Here is a 12459-nt window from a genome sequence, read left to right as displayed (position 1 = left end):
AACTAACCTGACATTCATATATCTCAGATAAAAAATACTTTTTGTTCTGTTTTTAATCGGTGTGGTTGTTTGGTGAGCGTTAAGAAGTGTTGTTTTAGCGGTAAATTTAAAATTTTATTAAATTGTTGTTTGGTTTAATTAAAAATTAGGATGCACGTAACTAAAGTGAAAACTTTTGAAACTGTGCAAAAAATGAGAAATGATTGATTTGGGTTATTTTTTGATCGATTTTGCCAGGAAGGCGAAGGGATTAGAGTTTCGTATCGGGGAGGGGGGGATTGGCTTATTGGATACTCTGGAGGCCAAAGGGCCTCCAGATGAAAATAATGTTGAATATTTCAACAAGCCTTAATTCAGGCTTTGCTTCATTCCGTCCAGAAAGAGCTGTACTGCCAACATAACCAGCACCATACCCATCAGTCGCTCAACGGCAATCAGGCCGCGGTTGCCCAGAAGCCGTGCCAGCGGTGAAGACGACAGCAGGATCACCGCGGATACGCCCCAGGCTCCCAGTAGTGCGAGTGTCCAGTTCCACAATTGTTCCCCTTCGCTGTTGGTCATCAGCATCAGGATCGCCATGGTGGAAGGCCCGGCGACCAGCGGCACTGCCAGTGGAACAAAGAAGGGTTCGCCCTCAAGCCTCTCCCCCATAATCCCGCCTTCGATCGGGAATACCATGCGGATTGCGATCAGGAACAGAATGATGGCTCCGGCAATCCGTATTGCTTCCTGGGAAAGCCCCAGCCAGGCCAGCACAAAACGACCGGCATAGAGGAATACCAGCAATACAATCAGCGCAAAGATCAGCTCCCGCATGATCACGTAGAGCTGGCGCTTTGGCGGGACATTTTTGAGTGCTGCCAGAAACACCGGGATATTGCCCAGTGGGTCCATGACGAATAGCAGGGTGAGAAAGGCGGTTAGGGTGTCCATAGTAGCTACTCTAGATAGAATTTTCCGGCGCGAACTTACGCGGGATACCTCTATTTCGTCAATGAAATATAGACGCCAATCAGATTACCGTCTTGCGAGAAGTCTTCTGCTGTGCATGATTCGAATCCAATTTTTTTTGCCAGCTGCAGAATGTAGGTGACATCACTTTCGTCGAGGGCAGCATTCAGCATGTCTTTTTGTCTTGCTTGAGCAGCTATAAAGCTTCTTTCTCTGGCTTTGATCGACTCTTTTACTATTTCAGGAGGTGTTGTTTTCAGTTGTCGTAGCTGCTGGCTTAGGTCCGAAACGATTATCTGGGAAAGCTCTTGGTCGGGGTGTCGGGATCTTAGCTCATTGATCGAGTCATTCAACGCTCTGGCTGCTGTAGATTTTTTCTCCCCCTCCATCTGGAACTGTTGGGCGAATAATGCTGCGTGGTCGAAAACCTTCTGTTCTTCCAGGGCAGATTTGTAAACGCTCAGGTCCTGTTTTGTTGCAATGATTAACGCAGAACTAAGGCTGTGACATACAAAGTGGGATCCGCATCCAGGTTTCAAGACGCGGAACACTTCAGGTAACGATTGCGCCCAATTACTGTATTCAATGCCAAATTGTGAGGTGATTAAATCGAATTTGTTGTCTGGAAAACGCAAGCTTTCACAGGGGCTTTCTCCGGAAAACTGGATGTTTTTACGGGCCTCCTGGATTTCGGGGGAGGCAGTGATGTTGGGCGGAATTTTTGCGCTGTCGATGGCGTGGATGTTTACAGATTTGTTGCGTTTGTTGAGAACACTGTATGCGATACAGGGTAATGCCCCATTACCGGTTCCCAGATCCAGTAGATTGTTGCCGGAGCATAAGTTCGAGAAAAGCTGCTCCCACAGGGCTTTGAGCTTCCCCGTATAGTTGTGTTCTAGGGGTGCTCCGAAGGTGGTTATGAACCCTTGTTCCCAGAATTCATCCCAGTGTTTTTGAGCCATTTTAAATTCCATAAAAAAAGGGCCAACATTTGTTGGCCCTCAAACTCTTAAGAATACTTAAGAATGCATTAGTTTCTTAGAAGCTCATGGTGTACTCAGCGTAAACCATGCGGCCAGTGGCGTCGTACAGGTCGTAGTGGTCACGAGCGTACTTGCCATCTTTGTCCATTACTGGATCTTCGTTGGTCAGGTTGCGAGCACCAACTTTGATTGCACCGAAGGACTCAGTAGACAGGCTGTAAGCCAGGTTCAGAGTAGTCCAGGAATCCAGGTCTGTACCGCTCATCTCCAGGCTACCGGAATCGGTAACGCTGGTGAACTCGTCGTGGGACGCAATGTAGTCGACGGTCAGGTCAACAGAGTGCATGTCCATGCTCCAGCCCAGGGAGAACTGGCCACGCAGGTTCGGGTACAGGTTGAAAGTGGAGATGTCCTGTACCGGGCCCTGATAGTAGGCGTCGGTTTCGTAGGACAGCTGGTGGCTGACGAAACCGCCCAGGGAGATCAGGCCAAATGCGGTGTCGAAGTTGCCGTCGACCTTCACGTCCAAACCGGATACGTCCAGTACGCCGGCGTTGGTGGTCTGGGAGAAGAACTCACGCTGTGCGCCAGTACCGGTAGTGTAGATACCGCTAGCCGGGTCCAGGGTTACGCCGGAAGCCAGGGCATAAAAGATGCTCTGAGCCGTCGGCTGGATGATCACGTCTTCTACTTCCACGTTCCACAGAGTGGCGTCCAGGCTCCAGTTGTCGGCGAACTGCCAGTTACCGCCAAAGGACATGGAGGTTGAGGTTTCAGCTTCCAAGTCTTCGCTAGTGGAGTAGTAGGTATCCCACTGACGTGACAGACCAGTCATCGGGTCAGTAGCGTCTTCTGCAGAGAAGGCGGACGGACCGTACAGCTCATCCAGGGCGGGGGCGCGGAAGCCTACACCGGCACGGGCGCGCAGGGTCAGGGCGTCAGTCAGGCGGTAGCTGGCAGACAGGGACGGCGCTACGTTGGAACCGAAGTCACTGTAGTTGTCGTAACGAACAGCGGCATTGACTTCCATTCTGTCCATAACCGGGATGATCGCTTCAGCGAAGACTGCAGCTACATCTCGGTCACCGGCAGCGGAGTTGCCGGAGCTACCACCAACCAGGCCGGCTTCAGAGGCGTTGTCGTATTTGTTGGCGTACTCAACGGTGTAAGCCTCGGCACCGGACAGGACGATGGTTTCGCCTGCACCGAACCAGTCGCCAGCGTCAAACTGCAGGTGACCGTAGACCTTGGTCTGAGAGGTGTAGTTGTTCTGGGAAGTCAGGGCGCGCATCGCGGCCGCACCTTCAGGGGAGAACGGATCGAGGTCGTTGTTCAGCACGTAGTCCAGGCCTGGGTAGGACAGGTAGTAGGAGCCGAACTCCTTCACTTCGTAGCGACCTTTCTGGGCGTAGGTCTCATAGCTCATGCCATTCGGCAGGTCGCCACGGAAGCCCAAGGTGAAGTCGTACTGGGTGTCAGTTACGTTGTTGTCGCGCGGACCAATGTTGGTCCAGCGGTAGTAACCGGTGATCTCGTAATCTTCGGTGATAGAGCCGTCAGCCAGCAGAGCGTCTACGTCGAACGGAACGTCGGCGTAGTCAGCCGGCATATCAGTCCAGGCGGCAGCGGGCGGCGCATAGCGACCAAAAGAATCAACTTTGGAGAAGAGCGCATTGGCGAAGAACTCGACATTGTCGGAGATTTCGTAGTTAGCACTCAGGAAGGTGTTAATACGGCTCAGCTCGGCCTTGTTGGCGGAGATGTTGGCGTACGGGTAGGTACAAAGAGTGCCGTCCGGTTCACCAAAGGCCGCTGCACCGGTTTCCATAAAGGTGGAATCGTCAGCACAGCTGGTGGCAGCCTGAATGTTGTAGTAGTCGGTGTTCGGGTCATAGATTTCGATGGTCTTGCCGTAGTAGGAGTAGCCATCAGTATCCAGGTAGGCGTCCAGGCGGCCGTCGCCATTGTCACGGATCCACGCAGAGGTGTACTTGCGGTCGCCGTCGAAGATCGGGTCGCGGTGGTTGTACTCGGCAGAGAAGGTGATGTTGCCGCGATCGCTGGAAATACCGGTGATAAAGCTGAAGGACTCTTCAGCGCCATCGTCGTTAGAGCGTTCGCCGCGACGAGTAGTGAACTCGATGCCTTCAAAGTTTTCGCGCATCATCAGGTTGACTACGCCGGCAACAGCGTCGGAACCATAAACTGCGGAAGCGCCGTCAGCCAAGATGTCGATGCGCTCCACAGCGGCCATCGGGATCATGTTCAGGTTGATGGACGCAGCACCCAGGTTCGGGGAACCCGGCATACGGCGACCATTGATCATTACCAAGCTGCGCTGGGAGCCGAGGCCGCGCAGGTCAACGGTGGCGTTGGACTGGGCGGAGCTGCCAGAGCGTTCGTTGAAAGAACCCAGTGAGTTCAGCGGGGTGTTGCGCAGGGTGTCAGCGATCATCAGGTTGCCGAGGGCATCGATGTCGCCACGATCCATGCTCACTACTTGCGCAGCTTGGTCAAAGTTGGTGCGCTTGATACGTGAACCGGTTACTACTACCTCTTCCACCATCGCAGCATCTTCTTGTGCGAACGCAGGCAGGACAGGAATCATGATCGTAGCGGCTACCGCTACGGACAGGATGTTCTTTTTCATTGTAAATCCTCTCTTGATCGTTGGATTTATAGTGTGTTGCCAAGGATTGGCGTTTGCGGAAATGACTACCCCCAAGTGGTCACTTCCTTCCCAACGTGTACTTAACGGTTGGGGAATAAGTTCCCTCAATAAAAATATTAAAATTTTGAATTTGTCTTAATGTCGCGTAAGACAGCTTGCTGGCGGGGTAGGTTAATAAGGGGCGGGGTAGGTTAATAAGGGGCGGGGACGAGCATGCATGGAATAAAAAAGCCCCACCAGAATGGCGGGGCTTCGAGGAGGTAATGCGGATCAGAACTGCAGCGTCACACTGCCGTAGAAGAAGCGACCAACGGTGTCGTAGCTTCTCATCAGGGTGTTCATGTCATCGTTGTTGGTGACATAAGGGGGCTGCTGGTTCCACATATTGCGGATACCGCCGGTCAGGGTGATGTTCTCCCAACGGAAGTAGTTGAAGTTCACGTCCTGATACCAGGTGGCATCGATTTGGGTGGCCAGATCGGTGGGTGACGGATCGAAGTCATCCACTTCCCCGAGCATGCGCACGGTGGTGAAGGCGCTCCAGCAGTCGTACTCATAGCCCACGGTGCCGTAGAACTTCCACTCTGGGAATGCCACGATGGCGGTCGTTACCGGGTCAGCGCCATAGAAGCCGGCCAGGTCGATGGTCGGGTCATCGGCACTGCCGCGGTACTTCCACTCGTGCAAGTAGGTTGCCGAGAGGTTGACGCTCACTACGCCGGGGCCGGCATCAATGCTGTAGTCGAAGCCCAGGTCGACACCGGAGGTTTCGAAGGTGGCAACGTTCTGGCTGTTCAGCAGCTGACCGGCAATCGTCAGGTCAGAGGCCCGGCGGGTGGGCGCGCCGGCGGATGGGCTGGTACCCACGGCTGGTGCACCGGTGATCAGGTCACACAGGGGGGAACTGAAGTTGGCGCTTTCGTAACAGCCCTGAACGATGGTATTGGTGGTCAGGGTACCAATAGCATCATCGATGCTGATATTGAAGTAGTCGACGGTAAAGCCCATGTCATCGGTAAAGGTGGGGGTCCACACGATACCCAGGGTGTAGCTCTCGGACTTCTCAGCCTCCAGGTCCGGGTTGCCGCCAAACAGGCCGGTGGCCTGGGTTGAGGCAATGGTCGTGCCTGGGGCAATGCCGTCCGCCTGACAGTTGGCCTGTACGTTGGCACTGTCGGTTGAGCCGTATTCGTTACAGGGGTCGGCATAGGTTTCCGCAGAGACAGTCGCGGTCAGGAACAGGTCGTCCAGACCCGGAGCGCGGAAGCCTTCGGAGTAAGTGCCCCGGAAGCGCAGTTCATCGAGCGGTGCGTACTCCAGTACAACCCCGAAGGTGGTGTCATCGCCGATGGTGCTGTAATCCGAGTAACGGAAGGAGGCTTCAAAGGCCAGCACTTGCGCCCAGGGGCGGCCATCCAGAACCGGGACTCGCACCTCGCCGTAGAATTCGTCGACGCTATAGTTACCGCCCCAGGCATCGCCGTTTACAAAGTAAATCTGGCCAATTTCCGCCGCACCATCCGGAACAATTTCGGTACGTTCGGCGCGGTTCTCGTAGCCGACAGCCCAAGCCGGTGCTTCGCTGGCCAGGCTCCAGTCGCCGAAGTCGCCAACCAGGTTGGCCTGTACGCTGCGTAGGGAGGATCGCTCGATTGGCGAGTTAGTCACCAGGGCGTAGTCCTGCATTTCTTGTGTCAGGGTGCCGGAGGCGAAGGGGTTCCAGGCAGTTACCCCGGTTGCACCCACTGCAGCGGCACACTCAGGGTCGGCGGCACAGGCTACCGGGTCCAGCAGGTTTTCAAAGCGCACGGTATTGCCGCGGCCGCGGTCAATTTGTGAGTCGATCCAGCGCGAGTAGTTGTAGGACACATCCCAGGTCCACTCGTTACAGAATTCACCTTCCAGGCCGATGACGCCGCGCCAGGTGTTCAGATCCTGGGTAAATGCGCGACCACCGGTTTCTTCCAGACGGCGGCCGATTGTCACGGTTTCATCCAGAGGATTGTAGGGGTTGGTGACAGGCACTTCCGGTGCCCAGAATGTGCCTTCTGCGGCCATCAATTGATCGGAGCGGCGGTTGACGAATGAAAGCTCGCTGAAGCCACGGAAAGTGGTCACATCTTTCCAGTCGTACAGCTCATAGCTGCCGTACCCATAAATAGAGGCGACTTCTTGTGGCGTCGACAGGTAGCTGGCATCGGCAAAGTTGTAGGCATCCGTCGCGGCATTGAAATTCCGAACCACGCCGGTAACGGGGTCAACAATCAGCTGGTCTGAATTGGATTCAGGTGAGAAGCGTGCGGGGGTGGTTGTGGAACTACCACCACAAACTATCCTGCCGCCAATTTCCCGAAGCGGGCACTCCGAGAAGCGACGATCCCCTTGGCCAATCTCTTCGCGCTTGGTGTATTGCGCGTTCATCATTACGTGGCCTTTGTCGTTACCGGTACCAATGGTCATCGCCGCAAGGTATTCGTCGCCGTCCCCATGCGTAGAGGAGCCGTAGTCGAAGGTGAGCTCGGCACCCTCAAATCCTTTCTTGGTGATGATGTTGATAACCCCGGCGATGGCGTCGGAACCGTAAATGGTTGATGCACCGTCACGCAGAATTTCTACACGCTCGATGATGGACGTGGGAATGGTGTTCAGGTCGACGACACCGGTAGCGCCGCCTGAAGAGCTTAGGCGGCGGCCGTTCATTAGGATCAGGGTGCGGGAAGAGCCAAGACCGCGCAGAGAAGCGGTGGCCAGACCGGCGCTGCCGTTGTTCACTGACGAGCCCAGCTGACCACCTGTCATTGACGGAATATTTTGCAGGAAGTCTTCCAGGGTGGTTTGACCGGACTGCTCTAACTGAGCGGCGTCAAACACGCTGATGGGAGTGGCGCTATTGGCATCTGTCGCACGTTGGATGCGAGAACCGGTGACGACAATTTCCTCTACCTGTGCCTGAGTATCCTGGGCAAAAGATATGGAGGAAAAACTCGATGAAACCGCAGCTGCCGCGATTGCGCCCTTAATTGCCCGAGAAAGACGGGTTTTGTCCATGGTATACCTCTCCTGATACCGGTAATGTTCGCCGAATTTGGCCATGCCCTCCCTGACAACTGCTTACTTCTATCAACAAGAGGCTTGCTAACAACCCTAGAACAATTTTTCTCAGTTCAAGGTTATTCGTGAATGAAATTGCGCCTTTGGTTCAATTGTGCCAATTGCGACGTCAGGGGAGGGGAAAATGGCGAACAGTGTGTGCGCTGGTTGCTGCTCGGAGGTGGGTGTCGTGCGACAGTTGCGAATTGGTGGTGACCCGGGTCATGGGGGCGATGGAATCAGAATAGAGTGGAAACCGGAAAGGGGAAAACCGATTGGCACCGGCTGCTTCACATATTGAAACTGAAGGTGGTGTACCAGTAGCGGCCGGTAAGGTCGTAGGTGCGCGCATCAAAATTGTCATTGAACGCTGATGCGGCAAAAGGTGGGGCATTGTCGAATACGTTATCGATGCCAATGGCAAAGCGATAACCGCTGGGGATCGCGTAGGCGAGTTGCATGTCGTGGGTGGACCAGCTGTGGATAGTGCGCGTTACCGATTGATCATCCAGGGTAAAGTTTTCATTGAGGTCGCTGACATAGTGAAGGGTATAACCGCCCTCCCAGCGACCCCGCTGCCAGTAAATTCCCGTATTGGCTTTCCATTGCGGCAGTGAGCCCGCACCGCCACTGGCCGAGTCGGCAAAGGTACCGGCCAGGTCTTCGATGGGGCTGCCGGGGGCAAGCTGGTTCAGGTAGCTCGCCATGTAGCTGCTATTCATGGACCAGCGAATCAGGCCGAGCTCTCGCGACTGGTGCTGGTATCGCAAGGTACTGTCCAGGCCACGTACTTCCCGGGCGCCGATATTGAGACGGGTGGCGACGATGCGGGTGATGTCGCCACGACTATCCCGCAGCACACGATCACTGAACAGGCCGTTGTTCGCATTCTGGTTGATCAGATACTGCGGGCTGGTGTCGATGACGTCGTTCTGGCGAATTTCGAAGAAATCCAGGCTGGCCTGGAATCCGGTAAAGTCCCCCGGTGTCCACACGAATCCCAGTGAACGGTTGTCAGAAGTCTCCGGTTGCAGCTCCGGGTTGCCGCCGAATTCGGTCAAATACTGGATGCGGGCCTGGTCCGCGCGGCCATTGCAGCCGGGGAGCTGGTTGGCGTTACTGTTGGTGCAGGGGTCAAACAGGAATTCCTGGCTCTGGTACCCGGTCTGGTTCATGTCGACCAGTGTAGGCGCCTTGAAGCCGGTGGCATAACTGGCGCGAACGAGCATGGTCGGCCACGGGCGCCAGCGAAGTGCCATTTTGGGGTTGGCGGTATTGCCGAAGTCGCTGTAATCGGAATAGCGCACGGCGCCATCCAGCCACAAGCTGTCGGCGCGCAGCGGTAGCGAAATTTCTGCAAAAGCTTCACCGATCAGTCGTTTACCTTCGGCGGCGCCAGAGGCGATACCCCCGATCAGAGAAGAGCCGTTGGCATCTGTTGAGGTGAAATCGATTGCCTCCCGACGCACCTCGACCCCGGCCGCTGCGAGAATGTCGCCGGCAGCATTCTTGCTCAGGGGGCCATTGGCAATATAGGTGAGGGAGTTCATGCGGCTGGTGCCATCCACGTGGTTTGTTCCGCGGATGTAATCCAATTGTGCCTGATCAATGCTGCCGGTACTGCCCAGCAGGTTGACCGGCACACAGCCTGAATCGAGCGAGCAGATATCAGGGCCCTTGAGTGCCGAGGAAAGTCGGTTGGGGTCCATCAGGTTATTGAGGGATTCCTGGGCGTGGGTGTAATGCGCGGCGGCAGTCAGTTCCCATTGCCAGGCATCGACGACGCCCTTTAGCCCCGTATTCACACGCCAGGTATCGGTGCCGTTGTTTTGTACCCTCGGCCCCAGTTCCAGCACCCGCTTGCGCACATCGGTAATCTCCTCCCCAAATGGATTGTGGATTTGATCGGCAGCGATCGTCAGGTCGCCATTGTCAAAGCGGGTAAAGACCGGTGTCGGCGCCATGGTGGATTCGGAGCGGGTGCGAACCGCCATGATTTCCGTAAAGGCTTCCACTTCTTCGCTGAGCAGGTGGTTGCCAGCCAGATAGAAGGACTGTCGCTCCGAGGGCACCAGGGCCGAGGTGTACTCACGGAAGTTGTACAGGTCGTCCAGGGTCCAGGGGCGCACCCCATCTTCGGTGTTGGTGACCACCTCATCGGCGAGGGCGATATAACCCTGCGGGGATGCGGATGAGCGCAGGTCGGTGCCACCGCGGCTGCGGTTGTCGGCGGAAGCTGACAGATCGCGGTCACGGCTGAGAATTTCCCCCTGGCGGTAATGCGCCAGGCTGAACATCAGGTGGCTGTCTTCGTCGCCGCCGCCCCAGGTGATGCTATAAGAGTCGGTTTGCTGATCGTTGCGGCTCGATTGTCCGTGATAGGTATTGACCGAGAGACCATCAAAGTCCCGGCGCAGAATGATATTGACCACTCCGGCGATGGCATCGGAGCCGTACACTGCAGAGGCGCCATCTTTCAGTATTTCAATCCGGTCCACCGCAGACAGCGGGATGGTGTTGAGGTCGGCGGCTTCACCGCCAAAGCCATTGTTGACGATGCGCCGGCCGTTGATCAGTACCAGCGTGTTGCTCGCGGGAAGCCCCCGCAGGGTCACCGTCGCCGTGCCGTTACCGCCGTTGGTTACCGATGTACTGGTGGAGTTGCCGGATACCGCTGGTAAATACTTCAGCAATTCCGAAATTGTCTGGGCGCCGGTAATTTCGAGTTCTGGCTGGGCCAGTACATCAATAGGTGCGTAGCTGTCCATTTTCAGGTGGCGCAGGTGGCTACCGGTCAGGCTTTGCCCGGTGACAATGATTTCTTCAGCGGGTAGCGGGGGTGCGGAGGTAGTACTTTCCGCGGGTTCAGCTTTTCTCTCCACGATGGCGACCGCATTGGTGCCAGTGTGGGTAAACGTCAGCGGGGTTTTGTCGAGCAGCTGTTGCAGGGCCGGGGCAATGCTGCCGTCCGGAGTATCCAGCTGTCGTTCGGGAATAATTATGGACGCGGCGTTGTCGGCCTGGACCACCAGGGACACACGGCATTGGCGTCCGAGACTGATCAGAGCTTGGGAGAGGCTGCCGGCGGAAAGTTGCACGCCAGATTCCGGGCAGGCGGCCGCAGTACCCTCTGAGAGGGCCAGCAATCCAGACAGTGACAGTGGAGCCCAGCGCCGGAAATTCAAATCAGCTCATCCCACCCGCGCCTGCAGCGCGATCAGCGACTCAAGGCGGCGGCTTTTACTTGTTAGTGTTGGTGGGTGCCAGTCAGCTTTTGGCTAAAAAAAGAACGATCACCCAAGGCGGGATTTATATCTCAGTTGGGCTTGGGTGACAAGAGAGTCAGGTTGGGGTCGCTGTGATCCTGGTCCAAATCCAGCGCTGCGGCGATGGCCGCGAGGGTGTTTTCCGGGTCGGTCAGCTCAAAGGTGCCGGACAGTGTGCGGTCACTGACACCGGGGGCCGCGGCCACCGGCACTTTGAGGTAGCGGTTGAGTTCTTCCAGTGCTTCGCTCAGCGGGGTTTCCTCAAACACCAGCTGGCCCTGAGTCCAGTCCAGCGCTTCTTCCGGGGAGGTGCGGGCCACATCGGACAGGCCGCTATTAGAAACGCTGACCTTTTGGTTGCGGGTGAGTTTCACGGATTCTGGCTGCAGACCGCTGGCGGTTTGCGATTCGCTGACAGCGACAACGCCGCCGGTCACAGAAACGCGGGTATTCTCCGGGTTGCGTTCTACATTGAACTGGGTGCCCAGCACGCGGATATTGGCGCTACCCGCTGCCACAGTGAAGGGGCGGGAGGTCTGGCGGGCGACATCAAAGTAGGCTTCACCGCGGAGTAACTGGGTACGGCGCTCTTCCCGGCTGAAGTTAACGATCAGCTCGGAATTGGTATTCAGTTGTACTTTGGAGCCATCGGCGAGATCAATGGTGCGGGTTTCACCAATAGCCGTGGTATACATTTGCTGCTGAACCGGTGCTTGCTGCAGCCACTGGTTGCCAATCCACAGGGCAACACCCAGGCAGGCCGCAACGGCGCTTCCGCCCATCAGCCACTGGGGCAGGTTCCAGCCGGTATCAATTTGGGTATCAGTGTTTTCATTCTTGGCCGGGCGTTTGGCGCTTGGCTGGCCATCCCGCGCTTGCGCGCGATGCTGGGCGCTGGGAACACTCTCGGGGTAAAGGTCGTCGAGAGGCAGGTGGGCGAGAACACCAAGGTCGCCCCAGAGCTCCGCCATTTCATCAAATGCCTGGCGGTTGGCTGGGGAATCGGACATCCATTGGGCAAAAGTGCGGCGGTCAGCATTGCTGAGCGCATCGGAACGCAGGCGCGCGATCCAGGCACACGCCTGGTCAAGCCTGTCTTCCGTTGGTTCTTCTTGTACTTCCTGAGGGTTCACCGCACTAATACCTTGTTTTCCAATAACCTGTCGATCTGCCTGCCAGAGTTGTCTTTCGAGCGGTTTATTCCAGTCGGCACCATTGGTACTCTCTGCAGTATCGGCACATTCTATGCTTTTTGATACTGAATGCACTAATCTGGTGCTGGGTTGGGGCGCTCAAAACAACACGTCCGGTCGTCCTGTGCAATAATTGCGATAAATCGACGCAAAATTTAGCACATATTTCTCGCGGAGTCCGTCATTTCTTAATTGGATACCGCCACTCATATACAAGACGAGCGATTGCCCCGCTACCTCAATAAATAATCATTTTTTTTGTTGCAGGGCGGTGCGCTCTGTAGGGCTGGCGCACCAAGGTGGCG

General features: G+C 55.9%; 7 protein-coding genes. 1 reads left to right on the top strand and 6 read right to left on the bottom strand.

The window, feature by feature from the left end; all coding sequences use genetic code 11:
- Positions 1–199: 199 nt before the first annotated feature.
- On the top strand, positions 200–352 hold the full coding sequence (locus tag M0G74_RS02110) for a hypothetical protein (protein ID WP_248213751.1): 153 nt from the start codon (positions 200–202) through the stop codon (positions 350–352).
- Here the strand turns inward: M0G74_RS02110 and M0G74_RS02105 are convergent.
- The 6 genes from M0G74_RS02105 to M0G74_RS18325 all read right to left on the bottom strand — a co-directional run bounded on the left by M0G74_RS02105 (position 349) and on the right by M0G74_RS18325 (position 12094).
- The gene (locus tag M0G74_RS02105; RefSeq protein ID WP_160152680.1) at positions 349–933 is read right to left on the bottom strand and encodes a MarC family protein; all 585 of its coding nucleotides are present in this window, start codon (positions 931–933) and stop codon (positions 349–351) included. The two genes, M0G74_RS02110 and M0G74_RS02105, sit on opposite strands and share 4 nt — an antisense overlap.
- 50 nt (positions 934–983) lie before the next feature.
- A complete protein-coding gene (locus tag M0G74_RS02100; RefSeq protein WP_248213749.1) occupies positions 984–1913 on the bottom strand; it encodes a class I SAM-dependent methyltransferase in 930 nt (309 codons plus the stop codon).
- A 76-nt stretch (positions 1914–1989) separates the two neighbouring features.
- Positions 1990–4584 carry a TonB-dependent receptor gene (locus tag M0G74_RS02095; protein ID WP_248213748.1) on the bottom strand — a complete coding sequence of 865 codons (2595 nt, stop codon included), beginning with the start codon at positions 4582–4584 and terminating at the stop codon, positions 1990–1992.
- 291 nt (positions 4585–4875) lie between these two features.
- Positions 4876–7653 carry a TonB-dependent receptor gene (locus M0G74_RS02090; protein WP_248213747.1) on the bottom strand — a complete coding sequence of 926 codons (2778 nt, stop codon included), beginning with the start codon at positions 7651–7653 and terminating at the stop codon, positions 4876–4878.
- Positions 7654–7985: 332 nt separating this feature from the next.
- The gene (locus M0G74_RS02085; protein WP_248213746.1) at positions 7986–10793 is read right to left on the bottom strand and encodes a TonB-dependent receptor; all 2808 of its coding nucleotides are present in this window, start codon (positions 10791–10793) and stop codon (positions 7986–7988) included.
- A gap of 218 nt (positions 10794–11011) precedes the next feature.
- Positions 11012–12094 carry a FecR family protein gene (locus M0G74_RS18325; protein WP_248213745.1) on the bottom strand — a complete coding sequence of 361 codons (1083 nt, stop codon included), beginning with the start codon at positions 12092–12094 and terminating at the stop codon, positions 11012–11014.
- Positions 12095–12459: the final 365 nt, after the last annotated feature.

This window comes from Microbulbifer sp. CAU 1566 (genome assembly GCF_023156515.1).
Classification (GTDB): domain Bacteria; phylum Pseudomonadota; class Gammaproteobacteria; order Pseudomonadales; family Cellvibrionaceae; genus Microbulbifer.
The sequence above is the reverse complement of the archived record's forward strand: the minus strand, read 5'-3'. Positions and strand labels throughout refer to the sequence as shown.

Excerpts from the sequence above, each read along its gene's own strand:
- M0G74_RS02110 (WP_248213751.1), top strand. The coding sequence starts at position 200 with ATGATTGATTTGGGTTATTTTTTGATCGATTTTGCCAGGAAGGCGAAG.
- M0G74_RS02105 (WP_160152680.1), bottom strand. The coding sequence starts at position 933 with ATGGACACCCTAACCGCCTTTCTCACCCTGCTATTCGTCATGGACCCA.
- M0G74_RS02100 (WP_248213749.1), bottom strand. The coding sequence starts at position 1,913 with ATGGCTCAAAAACACTGGGATGAATTCTGGGAACAAGGGTTCATAACC.
- M0G74_RS02095 (WP_248213748.1), bottom strand. The coding sequence starts at position 4,584 with ATGAAAAAGAACATCCTGTCCGTAGCGGTAGCCGCTACGATCATGATT.
- M0G74_RS02090 (WP_248213747.1), bottom strand. The coding sequence starts at position 7,653 with ATGGACAAAACCCGTCTTTCTCGGGCAATTAAGGGCGCAATCGCGGCA.